The following is an 18,464-nucleotide window of genomic DNA, read 5'->3' on the forward strand; positions in this document are numbered from 1 at the left end:
CTCAACTAAAGTTGGCGCACAAGGAGGTACCGACCATGCCTGCAGTGACCGTCGAGAACCCGTTGACGCTGCCCCGCGTGACCGCTCCCGCAGACGCGGTGGCGCGTCCGGTGCTGGCCGTCACGACCGCCCCGAGCGGCTTCGAGGGCGAGGGCTTCCCGGTGCGCCGGGCGTTCGCCGGGATCAACTACCGCTACCTCGACCCGTTCATCATGATGGACCAGATGGGCGAGGTGGAGTACGCGCCGGGCGAGCCCAAGGGCACCCCCTGGCACCCGCACCGCGGCTTCGAGACCGTCACCTACATCATCGACGGGATCTTCGACCACCAGGACTCCCAGGGCGGTGGCGGCACCATCACCAACGGCGACACCCAGTGGATGACGGCCGGTTCGGGCCTGCTGCACATCGAGGCCCCGCCGGAGCGCCTCGTCATGTCCGGTGGTCTCTTTCATGGGCTCCAGCTGTGGGTGAACCTGCCGGCCAAGGACAAGATGATGGCCCCGCGCTACCAGGACATCCGGGGCGGCATCGTCCAGCTGTTGACCACGCCCGACGGCGGCGCGCTGCTGCGAGTGATCGCCGGTGAGCTGGACGGGCACGCTGGTCCCGGCATCACGCACACGCCGATCACGATGATCCACGCGACGGTGGCGCCGGGTGCGGAGGTCACGCTGCCGTGGCGGAAGGACTTCAACGGGCTGGCGTACGTGCTGGCGGGCAAGGGCTCGGTGGGTGCGGAGCGCCGTCCGATCCACCTGGGCCAGACGGCGGTCTTCGGCGCCGGCGGTTCGCTGACCGTCCGCGCGGACGAGAAGCAGGACTCCCACACGCCGGACCTGGAGGTCGTCCTCCTCGGCGGACAGCCGATCCGTGAGCCCATGGCGCACTACGGCCCGTTCGTCATGAACACCAGGGAAGAGCTCCAGCAGGCGTTCGAGGACTTCCAGAAGGGCCGCCTCGGGACCATCCCGGCCGTGCACGGGATGTCTGAGGGCGGGATATAGGGGCCGCACGGGCTGCTCGACCATCTCGTGGACGGGCACTTCGCCGCGGTCCGGCAACTGGGCGACGGTGTCGAGGAGCTGGAGGGTCTGCTCGCCGGGCGCCGTGAGATCGAAACCGTGCAACGCCGGGCTTTCGCGCTGCGCACATCGCTCGTCCAGTTGCGCCGCCGTCATCGTGGCCAGTCCGCCCTGCCGTACCTGACGTTCAAGCGCAGGGACTGGCTCTGGCAGGCCGCGCTTCCGGGCCCGTGGAGCAGGTCCCGAAGGCAGGAAAATGCCTGGTCATCTGCGGTGTTTTGGGTCAGTGGGCGGAGTAGTGTGAAAGCACCGGGAGTTCTTCGCGCGCCGCTCCGCTGCGGGTGCCGTTTCCGGTGATCGACAACGCCGGGCTTCACGAGCCCGGGGGCAGGTTCGCGCCATGTCCGTGACCATCGACCGTACGACATCGGGCAGGCGCGCGCAGGCGCTGCCGGCTCGCCTGTCCCTGAGGTCCGCGCCGGGTGGGCTGGACGGCATGTGGTGGCCTCGCTCCCGTGCCCTCACCCGTGAGCTGCCGCTGCTGACAGCCGCACTGGGCGACCTCTGGGGCCGCGTCACGCGTATCACGGTGCACCCGGCCCACTGGCCCGTGATCCCGCGTTGGGTGTCCGTCGCCGGGCGCACGGTGGATGTGGGCTGGTCCACCGAGGAGCAGGATCCGCACAGACTCACCCTCTTCTCCGCCGATGGCGGCCGGGACGTGCTGGTGATTCCCCCGGAAACCGGTGCGGACGCCGCCGCACAGCTGATGGCGGGCGTCGGCATCGAGGCCCCGCCCCGGGATGAAGCAGCAGACGGGATGGATGCCCGAAGCCGGGAAGAAGCGTGGGAGACCGACGGCGGAGCAGGTCGGCCGTCGTACCTGCCCCGTCCCAACCGGCTCGCCATGGCGTTCGCCCGCCGGTCGACGGAGGTGAGAGCACCATGACTGTCATCGCCGCGGCCGTGCTGCTCGTCCTGATCGCCGTCGGGGTGGTCCTGATCCATCGGCTCAACGGCCAGCACGACGAACGGATCGCCGCCTTCCCCTACAGCGACGCTCTGCCGGGGATCGGCCGTCGGACCCGGAGGCACCGTCGGTCGGCGGTGAACGCGACCGTTCCCACCGGCACCACCGCGACAGCGACCGCGGATGACATCGACGTCGGCCCGATCGCGGGCGGTAGAGGAAGGCGCGTGATGGCGATACTGCGAGACCGGAAGACGTACCGCGAGAGGATCATGCGGGCGCTGTACCAAGCCGCTGAAGGCAACCGCCTCCTGGGCGTCGACGGGGCGAAGCTCCGAAACGACCTCGGTATCCCTGAGCAGGACATGGCCGCTGCCTGTATGTATCTGGCGGGTGAGGGCTTGGTCGTCGTGGACTGGGGGAGGGGTAACACGCCCGCGATGGTCACGCTGACGCACCAGGGGATACGGCAGATGGAGACAGAAGAGGAAGGGCGCGGCTGAGCCGCCGGCGTCGCGCACGCTCATGTGCGACGACCCGGAGCCGGTCGCGCGCCCTGCGCGGCGCTGCTCTGTGCGGACGGGCGGACACCATGGCAGATTCAGACACCCCCGACCTCCCCAGGCTCCTGCCGGACGCCGTCCACCGGTCGGTGAAACCAGGGACGGCCCTGCTGAGGCTGGAGACGACACACGCACGCGAGGGAATCCTGGACGGCGCCTGGTGGCCGCGGTCCCGGAACATCGGTGCCGAGCTCCCCTCACTGATCACCGCGCTGACCGAGCATCTCGGGCCTGTCACCCGTGTCGGTCTGGACGGCAGTGCCTGGGATGACCTGCCGACCCGGGTGATGGTCGACGACCGGGTCGTTCACATCGACTCCTTCCCGGTCGGTGACGACACCGTCCTCATCACCCGAGGCGACCGGGACCATTTCTCCCTGTTGCTGGTCCCGCCGGACACGCCGGCCGACGCGGCACGCGCCGCGATGGCCAGGGCGGTACGGGCCGACAACGTGATCGAGGCCAGACAGATCCTCATCGATGCGGGCAGTGACCCGCCACCTCCGCCGACCTGACACCTCCGCCGCAGGCCGGCTCCCCGTCGGCCAGGACGCTAGATGCGGGCGAACTTCTGCGTCTGCTGGGCGAATTCCCGGGCCATGGCGGCGCTGACCGTGGGCTTGGTGCCGCGGATCGTGTCCAGGTAGTCGTCGGTGGTGGGGGCGCTCCGGGTTCCGGTGTCGACGGTGCGCTCGAACTGGGCCTGGGAGACGGTTCGCGCCGCGTGGGCGATGTCGGCGGGGGTGAACCCCTCGCTGGCGGACGCGAGAACCGCGCTGTCGGCCCGCGCGCCCGCTCGGGCCAGGTAGCTCTCCCACAGCGCGGTCCTGGCGGTGTGGTCGGGAGGGCCGATCGGCAGCACGTAGTCGAAACGGCCGTGCCGCAGAAAGGCGGAGTCGAGCGTGGTCACGTTGTTCGTGGCACAGACGAGGAGCCGACCGTCCTGGCTCCGGAACCGGACGATCGCCTTGAGCAGTTCGTTGACGACGCCGACCGCGGTCGCGTCCGCGCCGCCGCGTTCGCCGGCGATCTCCTCGACCTCGTCGATGAAGACCAGGACGTGGTCGAGGCGGGCGATCTCGTCGAAGCGTCGGCTCAGCCCGGTCGCCAGGCCGTACTCGGCGGCCAGACGGGCGGGGAACAGTTCGAGGAAGGGCCATCCCAGGCGGCTGGCGATCGCGTGCGCGAACGTGCTCTTGCCGGTCCCGGGCGGGCCGAACAGCATCACCGCCCGCGGCAGCTCGACTCCGTGCTGGGCGGCCAGTTCGGGATGGGCCAGCGGCAGGACCAGGCGCCGCTCGATGAGCCGCTTCTCCCGTTGCATGCCCGCGACCTTCTGCCACAGTCCTCCGGGTGGCAGCTCCGCTCCGAGCGAGGACAGCGTGCCGACGGACTGGGGGGTGACCGGCCCGCGTTTCTGGAAGAAGACCAGCCCGGGGCGGGCGCCGAAGTCGCAGTTGCGCAGGGCGGTGGCACCGGTCTCGCCCTGGGGCAGGGCGGCGTGCACCGTCCGGACGCCGTCGGCGAAGAGCCGTTGCTCGAGGGCTGTGATCAGGGCACTGCCCAGTCCGCGCTGCCGCCAGCCGGGCGCCATGCTGATGCGCAGGATCCATGCCCGGTCGCCCTCCACCCTGCTCACCGCGGCGCCGATCAGTACGTCGTCGGCCGTGGCCACCACAGCCGGGTGGCGGGCCTGGAGGGCCGTCACGGCGTCCGAGAGCGGGAAGAGCGGCGGCTCATCGGTCGTGCCGCTCTCCATGTCGACGCGGACCACCGCCTCGAGATCGTCCGGGGAGTAGTCCCTGACCCGCCAACCCGTCATGATCAGCTCCGCGTGTTCGGCCGTACTTCCATCATCGGCCGTTGCACGCAGGACGCGCGCGACAGGCGCTCGGCCACGAGTACGCCCTGGTGGCACGGATCGCTCGCCCGCACCATCACCGCGGGATGCGGCGATGGTGGCAGTCGGGTCATGCTGTGGTGCCGGGCGCGTTGCCGGCAGGTCTGAGGGGCTCGTCGGTGCGGCCGGTGCCGGCCGGCGGCGTCGCCGCGGTGGGTGCAGCGGCCGCGGTTTCCCGGGCGAGGAAGGAGCCGAGCTCGCCGATGGTGCTCATGAGCGGAGCGGGGAAGACGACGGTGGTGTTCTGGTCGACACCGATCTCCACCAGGCTCTGCAGATTGCGCAGTTGAAGCGCCAGCGGGTGGGCCATCATGGTGTCCGAGGCGTCGCCGAGCGCGGCTGCGGCCAGCGACTCGCCCTCCGCGTTGATGATCTTCGCCCGCTTCTCCCGCTCGGCCTCGGCCTGGCGGGCCATGGCGCGCTTCATGGTGTCGGGCAGCTGGATGTCCTTGAGCTCGACCAGCGTGACCTGCACGCCCCACTCGACGGTGGTGATGTCGAGGATCTGGCGGATGTCCAGGTTCAGGCGGTCCGTCTCCGACAGCGTTTCGTCGAGCATGTGCCGGCCGACGACCTTCCGCAGGGTGGTCTGGGCGATCTGGTTGATCGCCGCCTGCACGTTCTCCACGGCGACGACCGACTTCACGGCGTCGACGACCCGGAAGTAGGCGACGGCCGACACGTCGACGCTCACGTTGTCGCGGGTGATGATGCCCTGGGACTGGATCGGCATGGTGACGACTCGCAGTGACACCCGGTGCAGGACGTCGACGAACGGGATGATGAAGCGCAGCCCCGGGGAGCGTGTTCCGACGAGTCGGCCGAAGCGGAACAACACTCCCTTCTCGTACTGCTTGACGACCTTCACGGACAGGGCGAGGGCCAGGACGGCCAGGAGGCCGATCACGACGATGAGAACGATCAGGGCTTGCATGTGATGCTCCTCGGGACGAGGACCACGAGGCCGGGAACGCCGCCTCGTCACTTGTGGTGAGTGGTCCGGTTGCGGCGGCGGCGCGGGCCGCCGGGCCGGGCGCGACAGGTGTTCATGACGGCTATTTTCGACGGGTGGTGGCGGGGCGGCCAATGCGACAGACGTCCTGAGGTCCGCTCCACTCAGCGGTGGTACCGGGGAGCCCCGGTCCCCGGACGGGGCTCTTCGTGTGTGCGACGGAAGCTCTTTCGGTGCGCAGCGCAAGGAGGCGCGCCGACCCGGATGGGCTAGTTCCGGAAGGCGTTGGGCCGAGCGGGCCCCTAGCGTCACAACTGCGCGCCTCGTTCCACAGCGCGCATCAGTGGTCGCGCCTGGTGGCCGACACCACGCACACACACCCCAGTTCAGGAGTCACATATGAGCAGCATCCGCAGCGCCCTGGCGTGCACCGCGGCAAGCGTCCTCCTCAGCGTCGGCGGGGTCGCGCTGGCCGCCCCCGCCCAGGCCCAGACGGGCGTCGCCCCGCAGCGTACGACGGTCACGGTCCTCGCAGACGACGACACCGGAACCGGCACGAGCAGCGAGACCAGCACCGCCACGAGCAGCGACACCGGCACCGGTACGGACACCGGCACCGGCACGGACACCAGCACCGGCAACGGGAACGGGAACGGGAACGGGAACGGGAACGGCAACAACTGCGGCCTCCTCGGCCTCGGTTGCCTCCTCCAGGGTCTCCTTGGCGGTCTCCTCGGCTGAAGACGCTCCGGCACGCCCGGCCAGCCACCGCGTGAGCGGCCGCCCCGACAGAGGCGGCCGCTCACGCCGTCGCGTCCGACGGTTCGGCCCGGCACCTCGACGGGGGCCGAGGGCCCGGCCTGGCGGGACACCGGTGCCGGCCGCCTCACCCGCCCGGACCCACGCGGCAGGCCATCCGCCGTCGGGCGTGATCCGCTGGAGGCGTGCCGCTGTTGCCCGACCCCCTGCGCCGCCTCGCCGCCTGGTGTGCCGTGCTCCTGCTCGTCGCCGGGGTCGGCTGGGTGGGGGTGCGACTGTGCGCGCAGTTCCGTACGGCCGTCACACCCGTGCTGCTCGCCCTGCTCGGGACCGCGCTGCTCGGCCCGCTGTACCGGCGGCTCGTGCGGGCGGGGGTCCAGGCGTCGCTGGCGGCCGGGCTCACCTGTGTCGCCGTGGTGGCCGTCGTCGGCGGTGCCGTGTACATCGTCGTCGCCGCGCTCATCGACACCGGTGACCAGATCATCGTCTCGCTGCGCGACGCGGCCAAGAGCGTCGCGCAGCACTTCGGGGCCGCCGGCAACGGGCTCGACGACCTCGCCGCCAACTCGCGCAAGCTGCTGGGGAAGTTCGGCGGTACGGCCGCGTCCAACGTGATCAGCGGCGTCAGCGTCGTCGGCGAGAGCATCGCGATGGCCGTGCTCGCCCTGCTGCTCGTCTTCTTCTTCCTGCGCGACTCCCACCGGGCCGTGGAGACCCTCCGGTCCGTCGCGCCCGGCGGTACCGCCGACACCCTGGAGGCCATGGCCCGGCGTGCCTTCGCGGCGGTGGAGGGTTTCATGCGCGGGACGACCCTCATCGCCCTCATCGACGCCGTGTGCATCACCGTCGGCCTGCTGGTCCTCCGGGTGCCCGGCGCGATCGGCCTCGGCGCGCTCGTCTTCGTCGGCGCCTACATCCCCTACCTCGGCGCCTTCCTCTCCGGCGCGGTGGCCGTCCTGGTCGCCCTCGCCGACCGTGGTTTCGTCATCGCGCTGTGGGTGGTCGGCGTCGTCCTTGCCGTGCAGGTGCTGGAGGGGCATGTGCTGCAGCCGGTCATCCAGAGCCGGACGATGCAGATGCACCCCGCCGTGGTGATGCTCGCCATCACCGCCGGGGCGTCCGTCGCGGGGATCCTCGGGATGCTGCTCGCGGTCCCGCTGACCGCGGCCGCCTTCGGGGTCGTACAGGAGCTGCGGACGCGTTACGCGGCACCCTCCGACGTGTCCCCCGGCGCCGCACCCGACTCGTAGAGCTCGAACCAGATGCTCTTGCCCTCGCCCCGTGGGTCCACTCCCCAGGCGTCCGCGAGGAGTTCGATCAGCATCAGGCCGCGGCCGGAGGAGGCGAGCTCGCCGGGCCGGCGCTTGTGCGGAAGGTCGTCGCCCGCGTCGGTGACCTGCACGCGCAGCCGCCTCGCCACCGCCTCGCCGGTCACCTCGGCGAGCAGCAGGGCGTCGGCGTCGGTGTGGACGAGGACGTTGGTGACCATCTCCGAGACCAGCAGCACCGCCGAGTCGACCTGGTCCGCGCCGGCCCAGTCGTGCAGCAGCTCGCGCAGGTGCCGGCGGGCCTCGGCGATCCGGTCCGGCTCGTCCTGCGCCACCGACAGCAGTGTGCGCCGGACCGCGGGCCGTGCCCTGTCCTGAAGCGGTCGGCTCAGCAGCACCAGCGCGATGTCGTCCTCGCGGCGGTCGGTCAGCGGGCCGGTGGTGTGGTGCGAGGACGGGCCGTGCACGCCCTGCACCAGCGCGTCGGCCAGCGATTCCAGCTCGGCCCCGTCAGCTCCCCGGTGGTCCTCCAGGATCGCGCGCAGCCGGCGCCAGCCGCTCTCCATGTCATGGCCGCCGGTCTCGATCAGACCGTCGGTGCAGAGCATCAGTGTCTCGCCGGGCCCCAGGGTGAACCGGGTCGTCGGATAGTCCGCGTCCGGGTCGATGCCCAGCGGCAGTCCGCCCGCCGTCGGCCGCATCATCACCGTGCCGTCGGCCATCCGGATCGCCGGGTGCGGGTGCCCGGCACGGGCCATCTCCAGCGTCCCGGTCGCCGGGTCGGCCTCCACGTACACGCAGGTCGCGAAGCGGAGGTCGGCCCGCTGGTCGTCGTCGTGCGTGATGCCATGCAGGAACCGGGACGCCCGGGAGAGCACGGCGTCCGGGCGGTGGCCCTCGGAGGCATAGGCGCGCAGGGCGATGCGCAGCTGGCCCATGAGACCCGCGGCCCGTACGTCATGGCCCTGCACGTCCCCCATGACCAGCGCGAACCGGCCGGAGGGCAGCGGGATCAGGTCGTACCAGTCGCCGCCGACCTGGAGTCCGCCGCCGGTCGGGATGTACCGGGCGGCCACCCGCATCCCGGGGATCTCCGGGCCGAGCGAGGGCAGCATGGAGCGCTGCAGGCCCTCCGTCAGCTCCCGCTCCGACTCGGCGGTGCCGGCCTGGGACAGCGCCTGGGCGAGCATCCGGGCCACCGTCGCCAGAACCGCGCGCTCGTCGGGGGTGAACGCCACCGGATAGGTGAAGGCCGCCATCCAGGCGCCCATCGTGCGCCCGGCCGCCGTCAGCGGCAGGAAGGCCCAGGAGCGGCGGCCGAAGGGCTGGGCGAGCGGCCAGGTCGCCGGGTAGCGCTCCTTGTACTCCTCGGGCGAGGACAGATACACCGCGCGGCCGGTGCGCACGACCTGGGCGGCGGGATAGCCGGTGGTCAGCGGCATGTTCGAGAAGGGCCCCAGGTCGCCGGGTTCGTGCCCGTGCTGACCGATGATCGTCAGCCGGTCGCCCTCCGCCCCGAACACCACGAGCCCGTCCGGGGAGAAACCCGGCATCGACAGGCCGCCGGCCACCCGCAGCACCTCCGCCGTGGACCGCGCCTGCGCCAGCGCCCGGCCCGCGTCCAGCAGAAACGCCTCCCGCGAGCGCCGCCAGTCACCGGTGACCGCGCTGCGGGCTGCCGCCGTGCCCGGGGTCGGCTCGGTGACCTCCTGGAGGGTGCCGATCAGCTCGTACGCCTGCCGCTCGGGATCGAAGGAGGGTTTCGACCGGATGCGGACGACCCGCCGGATGTGCCCCTGCTCGTCCATGATCCGGATGCGCACCTCGGCGAGCGTGCCCTCGTCGACCGCCAACGGGACCACTCCGGTGATCTCGTTCCAGTCCTCCGGGTGCAGCCGGGCCCGGGTCTGGGCCTCGGTGAGCGTGGTCGCCTCCGCGGGCAGTCCGAGCAGCCGCGCCGCCTCCGCGTCCACGGTGACCCGTCCGGCGGCCGTGTCCCAGCGCCACAGGCCGGTCGCGAGGGCGGCGAGGACATCTCCGACGGACGGGAGAGGCTCGCCTATGAGCATTGCCCCACTTTATGAAGGTCTGCTTTATAAGGGCCACTGTAAGTAGGTCTGATGGGATAAGTGCCCCTTTGGAGATATCGCCGAAGGTGAGGACCGGTGCCCGGTGGGCCGCGGTAATGGTGGGGAGCCGATCTTGGGGTGCCCGGTACCCTTGATGGGTCCGGGCCCCGTGCCCGTTCTCGCGGGGGAGAGCACGCCCCGCAGACCTCACACACGAAGGACGATGAACGACGATGCATCGGTACAGGTCCCACACCTGCGGCCAGCTCCGCGCCTCTGACGTCGGCACCGACGTCCGGCTCAGTGGCTGGCTGCACAATCGGCGCGACCTGGGCGGCATCCTCTTCATCGATCTGCGCGATCACTACGGCATCACCCAGCTGGTCGCCCGCCCCGGCACGCCCGCGTACGAGGCCCTGGACAAGATCTCCAAGGAGTCCACGGTCCGCGTCGACGGCCGCGTTGTTTCACGTGGAACCGAGAACGTGAACCCCGATCTGCCGACCGGTGAGATCGAGGTCGAGGTGGCCGAGGTCGAGCTGCTCGGCGCCGCCGCCCCGCTGCCGTTCACGATCAACACCGAGGACGGGGTCAACGAGGAGCGGCGCCTGGAGTACCGCTTCCTGGACCTGCGCCGCGAGCGCATGCACCGCAACATCATGCTGCGTACGCAGGTCATCTCGGCGATCCGGCACAAGATGGTCGCGATGGGCTTCAACGAGATGGCAACGCCGATCCTGTCCGCCACCTCCCCCGAGGGCGCGCGTGACTTCGTGGTCCCCTCGCGCCTCAACCCCGGCAAGTTCTACGCGCTGCCGCAGGCCCCGCAGCAGTTCAAGCAGCTGCTGATGATCTCCGGCTTCGACCGCTACTTCCAGATCGCGCCCTGCTTCCGCGACGAGGACGCCCGCGCCGACCGCTCGCCCGGCGAGTTCTACCAGCTCGACGTCGAGATGAGCTTCGTCGAGCAGGAGGACGTCTTCCAGCCGATCGAGAAGCTCATGACCGAGCTGTTCGAGGAGTTCGGAGGCGGCCGGCACGTCACCTCCCCCTTCCCGCGGATCCCGTTCCGCGAGGCGATGCTGAAGTACGGCTCCGACAAGCCGGACCTGCGCGCCAAGCTGGAGCTGGTGGACATCACCGACGTCTTCGAGGGCTCGGAGTTCAAGGCGTTCGCCGGCAAGCACGTGCGTGCGCTGCCGGTGCCCGCGGTCCAGGACCAGCCGCGCAAGTTCTTCGACCAGCTCGGCGAGTTCGCGATCTCCCTGGGCGCGAAGGGCCTGGCCTGGGTCCGCGTCGCCGAGGACGGTTCCCTCTCCGGCCCGATCGCGAAGTTCCTCACCGAGGAGAACGTCGCCGAGCTGACCAAGCGTCTGTCGCTGGCCCCCGGCCACGCGGTCTTCTTCGGCGCGGGCGAGTTCGACGAGGTCTCGAAGATCATGGGCGCGGTCCGTGTCGAGGCCGCTCGTCGCGCCGGGCACTTCGAGGAGGGCGTCTTCCGCTTCTGCTGGATCGTCGACTTCCCGATGTACGAGAAGGACGAGGAGACCGGCGCGATCGACTTCTCGCACAACCCCTTCTCCATGCCGCAGGGCGGCCTGGAGGCCCTGCAGACCCAGGACCCGCTGGACATCCTGGGCTGGCAGTACGACATCGTCTGCAACGGTGTCGAGCTGTCCTCCGGCGCCATCCGGAACCACGAGCCGGAGATCATGCTCAAGGCCTTCGAGATCGCGGGCTACGACCGCGAGACCGTCGAGGAGAAGTTCGCCGGCATGCTCCGCGCCTTCCGCTTCGGCGCCCCGCCGCACGGCGGCATCGCCCCCGGCGTGGACCGCATCGTCATGCTCCTCGCGGACGAGCCCAACATCCGCGAGACGATCGCCTTCCCGCTCAACGGCAACGCCCAGGACCTGATGATGGGCGCCCCCACCGAGCTGGAGGAGACCCGCCTGCGCGAGCTGCACCTGAACATCAGGAAGCCGCAGCCGAAGTAGCAAGGCCTGCCGTGCGCGCCGATCTGTCCTGACTCGCTCTTGACGGTCGGCGCGCACAGCCGTCTCCGGGCTCGTTGACAGCCGGCGTCCCTACGGTCCCGGGCCATGACTGACATCCCCGAAGACAACGGCAGAACCCGTGACCTCACGCGTCGTACGGTGCTCGTGGCGGGCGGGGCCGGCGCTGTGGCGCTGGGCCTCGGCGGCGCCCTGGCCGTCGACGCCTCCGCGGAGGACGAGACCGCGGCGGACGCCTGCTACACGCTGACCTCCGAAACCGTGGAGGGCCCCTACTACATCGACGCCGACAAGCTCCGCCAGGACGTCACCGAGGACCAGGAGGGCATCCCCCTCACCCTGAGGCTCAAGGTGATCGACTCCGGGACCTGCAGGCCGCTGAAGGACGCGGCGGTGGACATCTGGCACTGCAACGCGGTGGGCGTCTACTCCGGATACGAGGCCTCGGGGAGCGGTGGAGGCGGTGGACCGGCCCCCACGGGTAGGCCGACCGGAACCCCGACCGGAACCCCGACGGGCTCCCCTCCCTCCGGCCGGCCCGGCGGCGGTGGCGGCCACCAGGAGCCCACCGACGACGCCCGCTATCTGCGCGGCACCTGGCGCACGGACAAGCGCGGGTACGTCACCTTCCGGACGGTGTTCCCCGGCTGGTACCAGGGCCGCTGCGTGCACATCCACGTCAAGGTGCACGTGGACGGGACCTGGACCGACGCCGGCTACGAGGGCGGGCACACCTGCCACACCGGTCAGCTGTTCTTCGCCGAGAAGGCGGTGCTGCTGACAAAGGAGGTGGCGCCGTACTCCACCAACACCACCACCCGCACCACGCTCGACGAGGACACGATCTATCCGGGCAACGGGCACCAGGGTGGTCTGCTGTACCTGTCGTACGACACGAAGCACATCGCGCGCGGAGTGCGGTCCCACCTGACGCTGGGCGTGGCCCCGGACGAGACGCACGACGGCGGCTGACACGGCTCAGTCCCCCTGTTCGTCCTCTCCGTCCGGGGACGCCCCGTCCTCCAGCAGTCGTTCGGCGATGTCGTCGGACCACTGCTGGGCCCAGGCGCGCAGGGCGAGGATCTCGGTCTCGTCCAGGCCGTGGCGGAGGAAGTCCAGGTCGGAGTAGAAGTCCGTGCCCGTCAGCCGGGACTGCAGAGTCGGCAGGTCGAACGGGTCGTGGGCGTGTCTGCGGCCCAGTTCCTCCAGGTCGGGCAGGGAGAACCGGGTCGCGGCGGCCCGCGCGTCGATCAGGTCGACCGCCGCGCCCCGGTCGTACAGCGCCCGGATCTTCGTACCCACGGCGTCCTCCAGGGAGAGGGCCGGGCCGTACTCGGTCAGCTCCGGCGGCTGCCAGAAGGCCTCCTTGTGCAGGGCGAGGGCGCAGGGTTCGCCGGTCGGCGGGTCGGTGACCGTCAGCTGGGCGGTGAGCGCGGCGACGGCACCGGCCCGGACCTGCCGGCCGCGGGCCTCCAGGGTGGCGCCCACGGCGGCGGCGATCCGGTCCATGCCCTCGGAACTCTCCGTGGCGAAGTCGAGATTGCCGTGCGGACGCCGCACCAGACCGTGTGCCTGCAGGGCGTATCCACCGGCGAGCACCAGCCCGTACGGGCCGCCCGCGGTGACGACGTCGGCCAGGAGGCGGTGGTGGGTTTCGGGGACGTTCAAGATTTCTTCCGGGTTTCTGTCACACGGGTGCGGGCCGGGGGTTCAGGGAGGTGTCCGGAGTTTTTCGACCGCTCGATGCTCGATGGGAGCCTCTCATGCGTACCGCCCAGATCGTCGTCACCCTGCTCGCCGCGCTGATGGCCGGATTCTCCGGTGCGGTGCTGCTGCTGCGCGCCCAGTGGATCGTGAAGGCGCTCACCGACTACTCGGTGCCGCGGAGCTGGTGGACCCCGCTCGGCGTGGCCAAGACCGCCGGGGCCGTCGGGCTGGTGGCCGGGCTGTTCGTGCCGGTGGTCGGGGTGCTGGCCGGGATCGCGCTGGTGCTCTACTTCCTCGGAGCCGCCGTCACCGTGGCCCGCGCCCGCTGGTACTCCCACATCCCGTTCCCCCTCGTCTACGCGGCCCCCGTCGTCGGCGCGCTCGTTCTCGGGTACGCCGCCTGAAGAAAATCCTCCCCCGCGCGGCAACTTCCCGGGGAGCGGCGGCCACTGAGGAGTCGTAAGGCAGGTTCAGCCCACCCCCTGAGGACTCCTCCGTGGCAGCTCCCTCCCACCGCCGCTCCCTCCGCAAGCGCCGTACCCTCGTCGTGGCCGCCGCCGTCGTGGTTGCCTGCGTCGGTGCCGGTGTCCTCTCCTGGCGTCTGGTCGCCGGTGCCCACCTGTCGTACAACCGTTCGCGCCCTGCGCTGGTCTTCTGTGGCGCAGCCCTGATCTGAACGGCAGATGTCCCCGGGCTGACGCAGGACGAAAGGACGGACGTATGCGCAGGGTTCGGAGACTGGCCGTGCTGGCCACCGCCACGGCCGTGTCGGTGGGCACGGCCGTCGTGGGTGCGGGCGGTCCCGCCGGTGCCATGCCGAACTCCCCGGCACCGGTGACCGGCAAGAAGGCCGACTTCAACGGGGACGGATACGGTGACCTGGCCGTTTCCGCGCACGGCTGCGTCGTGGTGATGTACGGCACGGCGACCGGTCTCACCGCCTCACGGCACCAGATCGCCGGCACCTGCACCGGCCCGAACGAGGCATGGGGCCTCGGCCTCTCGATGACCACGGGGGACCTGGACGGCGACGGCTACGACGACCTCGTGGCCGTCAACGACTCGACCTCCGCCGTGTCGGTCTTCTGGGGCGGCCCCACCGGCCTCTCCTCCTCCCCCACGCAGCTCGCGCTCAAGGCGGCCGCGTTGCCGAGCCCGGTGGTGGTGGCCGACTTCGACGGCGACGGCAAGGACGACCTGGTCGCCGGCGACTCCGAGTGGCACACCGAGCTGCTCCGGGGACCCTTCACCCGGGACGGCGCGAACGCCTCGACCAGCCTCGTCGACACCAAGATCAGGCCCTACTACCTGGCCGCCGGGGACGTGAACGGTGACCATGTGGCCGATCTGCTGTCCGTGGGCAGGAACGGCGCCGACTCCGCCGACGCCAGCCTGGTGCTCGGCTCCGAGACCGGCGGCTTCGGCCCCGGCAAGGACTTCTCCACCAAGGTCAACTCCGGCTCCATCGCCGACGTCGACGGCGACGGATACGGGGACGTGGTTCTCGGCGCCGGGCTGGAGGGCTACCAGCCGGCGGGCGTCGTGGGCGGCTCGGTCGTCGTCCGCTACGGCAGCGCCGGCGGGATCAGCACCACCCGCTCCGCGGTGCGCATCAGCCAGGACACCGCGGGGGTGCCCGGGGCCGGTGAGAAGTACGACCGGTTCGGCTACAACCTCGACACCGGGGACGTCAACGGCGACGGCTACGCCGACGTGGCGATCGGTGTCGAGCAGGAGAGCATCTCCGGGGTCAGCACGACGGGTGCGGTGACCGTGCTGCGCGGCTCCGCCAAGGGCCTGACCGGCACCGGCGCGGTGTCCTGGCACCAGAACACCGCCGGTGTGGCGGGTGCCGACGAGGCGTACGACAGGTGGGGGCAGCAGGTCTCCCTCACCGACATGAACGGCGACGGCCGCAGCGAACTCGTCGTCGGTACGGACTCCGAGAACCTCAACGAGGGCAACCTCTGGTACTTCAAGTCGGGCAGCGCCGGCCTGACCACCAGCGGCTCCGTCTCCGTCGGCCCCCGGACGTTCGGGCTCAACCCCAAGCAGCAGTGGTTCGCGCGGATCGTGACCAAGTGAGCGAGCGGTAGCAGCACGGGGAAGGACCCGGCGCACAGTGCGCCGGGTCCTTCCCCGTGTCGTCCGTACCGGGCCTCAGGCGGGCTCGCCGCCGAAGCGCTCCTTGTACGCCTCCAGGTCCTCGTCCGTGAGCTTGGCGAACAGCACCGGCGGGACCGTGAAGGGCGTGCCGGCCGGGACGGCGGTGAGCGACTTCGCCTCGTCGGAGGTGACCCAGGCGGCGGTGTCGTCCGGGAGGGAGAAGGCCTGGCGCATGGCGGCGGACGTGGCCGGGATCAGCGGCTCGGAGACCACCGCGTACAGGTGGATCAGGTTCATCGCCGTACGCAGCGTGAGGGCCGCGGCGTCCTTGTCGGTCTTGATCTGCAGCCAGGGCGCCTTCTCCTCCAAGTAGGAGTTGCCGGCCGACCACAGGGCGCGCAGGGCGGAGGCCGCCTTGCGGAACTGCAGCGCCTCCATGTGCTCCTCGTACTCGGCGAGCAGCCGGGCGATCTCCTCGCCGAGACGGGCCTCCGCCTCGCCGGGCTCGCCGCCGGCCGGGACCTCCTCGCCGAAGCGCTTCTTCGAGAAGGACAGCACACGGTTGACGAAGTTGCCGAGGGTGTCGGCGAGGTCCTTGTTGACCGTGGCGGTGAAGTGCTCCCAGGTGAAGGACGAGTCGTCCGATTCGGGCGCGTTGGCGATGAGGAAGTACCGCCAGTAGTCGGCCGGGAGGATGTCCAGCGCCTGGTCGGTGAAGACACCGCGCTTCTGGCTGGTGGAGAACTTCCCGCCGTAGTACGTCAGCCAGTTGAAGGCCTTGACGTAGTCGACCATCTTCCAGGGCTCGCGGATGCCGAGTTCCGTGGCCGGGAACATCACCGTGTGGAAGGGGACGTTGTCCTTGGCCATGAACTCGGTGTAGCGGACCGGGTTCTCGCCGGCGTCCGCCTCGTACCACCACGACTTCCAGTCCCGGTTCTCCGGGTCCTGGTCGGCCCACTCCTTCGTCGCGCCGATGTACTCGATCGGGGCGTCGAACCACACGTAGAAGACCTTGCCCTCGGCCGCCAGCTCCGGCCAGGTGTCGGCCGGGACCGGGACGCCCCAGTCCAGGTCACGGGTGATCGCGCGGTCGTGCAGGCCCTCGGTCAGCCACTTGTGGGCGATGGAGGAGGCCAGCTGCGGCCAGTCCTTGTCGTGCCGGGCGACCCACTCACGGACCTCGTTCTCCAGCTTCGACTGGAGCAGGAAGAGGTGCTTGGTCTCCCTCACCTCGAGATCCGTGCTGCCCGAGATCGCCGAGCGGGGGTTGATCAGGTCCGTCGGGTCCAGGACGCGGGTGCAGTTCTCGCACTGGTCGCCGCGGGCCTTGTCGTAGCCGCAGTGCGGGCAGGTGCCCTCGACGTAGCGGTCGGGGAGGAAGCGGCCGTCCGTCGGGCTGTACACCTGGCGGATGGCCCGCTCCTCGATGAAGCCGTTCTCGTGCAGCTTGCGGGCGAAGTGCTGGGTGATCTCGCGGTTCTCGGGGCTGGAGCTGCGGCCGAAGTAGTCGAACGCGAGCGCGAAGCCGTCGTAGACCGCCTTCTGCGCGTCGTGCGCCTGGGCGCAGAACTCGTCGACCGGCAGGCCCTGCTCCTTGGCGGCCAGCTCGGCCGGGGTGCCGTGCTCGTCGGTCGCGCAGATGTACAGGACGTCGTGGCCGCGCTGGCGGAGGTACCGGGAGTACACGTCCGCCGGGAGCATGGACCCCACCATGTTGCCCAGGTGCTTGATCCCGTTGATGTACGGAAGGGCGCTGGTGATGAGGTGTCGAGCCATCGTGGCTGCTCCCAGGTCGCGTTTTCTGCGGTTTCGAACCTTGAAATCGTAGCCGACAGGGGTGGGCCGCCCGCTTCCCGTTTTGCAGGGCGGGAAGGGGCGGCCCGAGGGGTTGTCCGCGGTGACCGTCCGTTACGGGCGCCAGGCGGCGAGTACGCCCTCGTACAGTTCCGTGTCCGTCAGCTCGCGGGGGGTGGGGCCCGCGTGGAAGAAGGACGTGGTGCCGGTCTTCAGCTTGCGCGCGTAGTCGAAGGCCTTGCTGTCGTGGTCTCCGAAGGCGACGAAGGAGAAGAAGACGGCGGGGTGGGTCCGCGCGGCCGCGGTGAGGGCCTCGGTCGCGGGGGTCTTCGCGTCCGGGGCGCCGTCGGTCTGGAAGACGACGAGGGCGGGGGTGCCGCTCTCGTGGTGCTTCTCGTAGTGGTTCAGTACGGCTTCCACGGCGGCGTGGTAGCTGGTACGGCCCATGCGGCCGAGGCCGGCGTGGACGTCGTCGATCTTGGTCTCGTGGTCCGGGGTGAGGGTGAGGTCGGTGGAGCCGTCGACCTCCGTGGAGAAGAAGACGACGTGGACCGTGGCCTCGGGGTCCAGGTGGGCGGCGAGGGCGAGGGTCTGGTCGGCGAGGGCCTGGGCGGAGCCGTCCTTGTAGTACGGGCGCATGCTCGCGGAGCGGTCCAGGACGAGGTAGAGCTTCGCTCGGGTGCCGGTGAGGTCGGTCTTCTTGAGGGTGGCTGTGGCGGCCTTGTAGGCGGTGGCGAGGGAGGGGGCGCGGGTCTTGACCTTGGTGAGGGGGATGGCGGGAGTCTTCTTCGCCTCGGCTTCGCCTTCGGCGCCCGAGTTCCCACCCGCACCACCCGTGCGGGTCTCGTCGTCGGGTGCGGGTGGCCCCTGTGGGGCGTCCTCGCCGTCGGCGGCCTCCGGCTCCGCCTGGGTTTCCTCGGCCTTCTCCGCGAGCGGCTCCTCGGCCTCCGGCTCGACGCCGTCCTCGGCGGCTGACGCCTCGACCTGTGCCTCGAGCTCCGCCTTCTCGCCAGCGCTGCTCTCGGCGGCCTTGTCCTCGACCGGGGCCTCGGCTTCCGCGTTCTCCTCGGCCGGGGTCTCAGCCTTCGCGTTCTCCTCGGCCTTCGGCTCGGTGGTGTTCTCGGCGGCCTTGTCCTCGGCCGGGGTCTCGGCTTCCGCGTTCTCCTCGGCCGGGGTCTCGGCCTTCGCGTTCTCCTCGGCCTTCGGCTCGGTGGTGTTCTCGGCGGCCTTGTCCTCGACCGGGGTCTCGGTCTCCGCGTTCTCCTCGGCCGGGGTCTCGGCCTTCGCGTTCTCCTCGGCCTTCGGCTCGGTGGTGTTCTCGGCGGCCTTGTCC

17 protein-coding genes are annotated in these 18,464 nt (G+C 70.6%); 11 read left to right on the plus strand and 6 right to left on the minus strand.

Features of this window, described 5'->3' with window-relative positions; genetic code table 11:
• The first annotated feature begins 35 nt into the window (after window positions 1–35).
• The 4 genes from ACZ7GZ_RS09835 (at window position 36) to ACZ7GZ_RS09850 (ending at window position 3,073) form a co-directional block, all read left to right on the plus strand.
• Window positions 36–1,007 (plus strand): pirin family protein, encoded by a 972-nt coding sequence (locus ACZ7GZ_RS09835; RefSeq protein WP_471022490.1) that lies wholly within the window; start codon window positions 36–38, stop codon window positions 1,005–1,007.
• A gap of 418 nt (window positions 1,008–1,425) precedes the next feature.
• The gene (locus tag ACZ7GZ_RS09840; protein WP_471022491.1) at window positions 1,426–1,974 is read left to right on the plus strand and encodes a DUF5994 family protein; all 549 of its coding nucleotides are present in this window, start codon (window positions 1,426–1,428) and stop codon (window positions 1,972–1,974) included.
• A gap of 251 nt (window positions 1,975–2,225) precedes the next feature.
• Window positions 2,226–2,498 carry a hypothetical protein gene (locus ACZ7GZ_RS09845; RefSeq protein WP_381827938.1) on the plus strand — a complete coding sequence of 91 codons (273 nt, stop codon included), beginning with the start codon at window positions 2,226–2,228 and terminating at the stop codon, window positions 2,496–2,498.
• A gap of 89 nt (window positions 2,499–2,587) precedes the next feature.
• A complete protein-coding gene (locus tag ACZ7GZ_RS09850; RefSeq protein WP_471022493.1) occupies window positions 2,588–3,073 on the plus strand; it encodes a DUF5994 family protein in 486 nt (161 codons plus the stop codon).
• 38 nt (window positions 3,074–3,111) lie between these two features.
• Here the strand turns inward: ACZ7GZ_RS09850 and ACZ7GZ_RS09855 are convergent, their stop codons facing one another.
• Together ACZ7GZ_RS09855 and ACZ7GZ_RS09860 are read right to left on the minus strand one after the other, a co-directional pair.
• Window positions 3,112–4,380: an ATP-binding protein gene (locus ACZ7GZ_RS09855; RefSeq protein WP_471022494.1), complete on the minus strand. Its 1,269-nt coding sequence runs from the start codon at window positions 4,378–4,380 to the stop codon at window positions 3,112–3,114.
• A 148-nt stretch (window positions 4,381–4,528) separates the two neighbouring features.
• The gene (locus tag ACZ7GZ_RS09860) at window positions 4,529–5,392 is read right to left on the minus strand and encodes a slipin family protein (RefSeq protein ID WP_471022495.1); all 864 of its coding nucleotides are present in this window, start codon (window positions 5,390–5,392) and stop codon (window positions 4,529–4,531) included.
• A gap of 417 nt (window positions 5,393–5,809) precedes the next feature.
• Here ACZ7GZ_RS09860 and ACZ7GZ_RS09865 point away from each other — a divergent pair, with 417 nt between their 5' ends.
• Both ACZ7GZ_RS09865 and ACZ7GZ_RS09870 read left to right on the plus strand, forming a co-directional pair.
• On the plus strand, window positions 5,810–6,151 hold the full coding sequence (locus tag ACZ7GZ_RS09865) for a hypothetical protein (RefSeq protein ID WP_471022496.1): 342 nt from the start codon (window positions 5,810–5,812) through the stop codon (window positions 6,149–6,151).
• A gap of 203 nt (window positions 6,152–6,354) precedes the next feature.
• A complete protein-coding gene (locus ACZ7GZ_RS09870; protein WP_471022497.1) occupies window positions 6,355–7,419 on the plus strand; it encodes an AI-2E family transporter in 1,065 nt (354 codons plus the stop codon).
• Here the strand turns inward: ACZ7GZ_RS09870 and ACZ7GZ_RS09875 are convergent.
• Window positions 7,371–9,506, minus strand: a complete 2,136-nt coding sequence (locus ACZ7GZ_RS09875) for an ATP-binding SpoIIE family protein phosphatase (protein ID WP_471022499.1) — start codon at window positions 9,504–9,506, stop codon at window positions 7,371–7,373. The two genes, ACZ7GZ_RS09870 and ACZ7GZ_RS09875, sit on opposite strands and share 49 nt — an antisense overlap.
• Before the next feature lie 233 nt (window positions 9,507–9,739).
• Between ACZ7GZ_RS09875 and aspS the strand changes: the two genes are divergently transcribed.
• Both aspS and ACZ7GZ_RS09885 read left to right on the plus strand, forming a co-directional pair.
• On the plus strand, window positions 9,740–11,503 hold the full coding sequence (gene aspS / locus ACZ7GZ_RS09880; RefSeq protein WP_471022501.1) for an aspartate--tRNA ligase: 1,764 nt from the start codon (window positions 9,740–9,742) through the stop codon (window positions 11,501–11,503).
• A 105-nt stretch (window positions 11,504–11,608) separates the two neighbouring features.
• Entirely contained in the window at window positions 11,609–12,493 is an 885-nt protein-coding gene (locus tag ACZ7GZ_RS09885; protein WP_471022503.1) for an intradiol ring-cleavage dioxygenase, read from the plus strand.
• A 6-nt stretch (window positions 12,494–12,499) separates the two neighbouring features.
• On the opposite strand, the gene ACZ7GZ_RS09890 is transcribed toward ACZ7GZ_RS09885, so the two are convergent.
• Window positions 12,500–13,189 (minus strand): nucleotidyl transferase AbiEii/AbiGii toxin family protein, encoded by a 690-nt coding sequence (locus ACZ7GZ_RS09890; RefSeq protein WP_471022504.1) that lies wholly within the window; start codon window positions 13,187–13,189, stop codon window positions 12,500–12,502.
• Between the two features lie 95 nt (window positions 13,190–13,284).
• Here ACZ7GZ_RS09890 and ACZ7GZ_RS09895 point away from each other — a divergent pair, with 95 nt between their 5' ends.
• The 3 genes from ACZ7GZ_RS09895 to ACZ7GZ_RS09905 all read left to right on the plus strand — a co-directional run bounded on the left by ACZ7GZ_RS09895 (window position 13,285) and on the right by ACZ7GZ_RS09905 (window position 15,313).
• Complete coding sequence (locus ACZ7GZ_RS09895) at window positions 13,285–13,632, plus strand: DoxX family protein (protein WP_471022505.1); 348 nt, start codon at window positions 13,285–13,287, stop codon at window positions 13,630–13,632.
• A 92-nt stretch (window positions 13,633–13,724) separates the two neighbouring features.
• Complete coding sequence (locus ACZ7GZ_RS09900) at window positions 13,725–13,904, plus strand: hypothetical protein (RefSeq protein ID WP_471022506.1); 180 nt, start codon at window positions 13,725–13,727, stop codon at window positions 13,902–13,904.
• A 44-nt stretch (window positions 13,905–13,948) separates the two neighbouring features.
• Window positions 13,949–15,313 (plus strand): FG-GAP and VCBS repeat-containing protein, encoded by a 1,365-nt coding sequence (locus ACZ7GZ_RS09905; RefSeq protein WP_471022507.1) that lies wholly within the window; start codon window positions 13,949–13,951, stop codon window positions 15,311–15,313.
• A 75-nt stretch (window positions 15,314–15,388) separates the two neighbouring features.
• Here ACZ7GZ_RS09905 and metG read toward each other — a convergent pair whose 3' ends face one another.
• Window positions 15,389–17,113, minus strand: coding sequence for a methionine--tRNA ligase (gene metG, locus ACZ7GZ_RS09910; RefSeq protein ID WP_471022509.1), 1,725 nt, complete (start codon window positions 17,111–17,113; stop codon window positions 15,389–15,391).
• A 132-nt stretch (window positions 17,114–17,245) separates the two neighbouring features.
• A partial coding sequence (locus ACZ7GZ_RS09915; protein ID WP_471022510.1) for a VWA domain-containing protein occupies window positions 17,246–18,464 on the minus strand: 1,219 nt, incomplete at its 5' end.

Source organism: Streptomyces sp. NPDC037288 (genome assembly GCF_055603265.1).

Excerpts from the sequence above, each read along its gene's own strand:
- ACZ7GZ_RS09835 (WP_471022490.1), top strand. The coding sequence starts at position 36 with ATGCCTGCAGTGACCGTCGAGAACCCGTTGACGCTGCCCCGCGTGACC.
- ACZ7GZ_RS09840 (WP_471022491.1), top strand. The coding sequence starts at position 1,426 with ATGTCCGTGACCATCGACCGTACGACATCGGGCAGGCGCGCGCAGGCG.
- ACZ7GZ_RS09845 (WP_381827938.1), top strand. The coding sequence starts at position 2,226 with ATGGCGATACTGCGAGACCGGAAGACGTACCGCGAGAGGATCATGCGG.
- ACZ7GZ_RS09850 (WP_471022493.1), top strand. The coding sequence starts at position 2,588 with ATGGCAGATTCAGACACCCCCGACCTCCCCAGGCTCCTGCCGGACGCC.
- ACZ7GZ_RS09855 (WP_471022494.1), bottom strand. The coding sequence starts at position 4,380 with ATGACGGGTTGGCGGGTCAGGGACTACTCCCCGGACGATCTCGAGGCG.
- ACZ7GZ_RS09860 (WP_471022495.1), bottom strand. The coding sequence starts at position 5,392 with ATGCAAGCCCTGATCGTTCTCATCGTCGTGATCGGCCTCCTGGCCGTC.
- ACZ7GZ_RS09865 (WP_471022496.1), top strand. The coding sequence starts at position 5,810 with ATGAGCAGCATCCGCAGCGCCCTGGCGTGCACCGCGGCAAGCGTCCTC.
- ACZ7GZ_RS09875 (WP_471022499.1), bottom strand. The coding sequence starts at position 9,506 with ATGCTCATAGGCGAGCCTCTCCCGTCCGTCGGAGATGTCCTCGCCGCC.
- aspS (WP_471022501.1), top strand. The coding sequence starts at position 9,740 with ATGCATCGGTACAGGTCCCACACCTGCGGCCAGCTCCGCGCCTCTGAC.
- ACZ7GZ_RS09885 (WP_471022503.1), top strand. The coding sequence starts at position 11,609 with ATGACTGACATCCCCGAAGACAACGGCAGAACCCGTGACCTCACGCGT.
- ACZ7GZ_RS09895 (WP_471022505.1), top strand. The coding sequence starts at position 13,285 with ATGCGTACCGCCCAGATCGTCGTCACCCTGCTCGCCGCGCTGATGGCC.
- ACZ7GZ_RS09905 (WP_471022507.1), top strand. The coding sequence starts at position 13,949 with ATGCGCAGGGTTCGGAGACTGGCCGTGCTGGCCACCGCCACGGCCGTG.
- metG (WP_471022509.1), bottom strand. The coding sequence starts at position 17,113 with ATGGCTCGACACCTCATCACCAGCGCCCTTCCGTACATCAACGGGATC.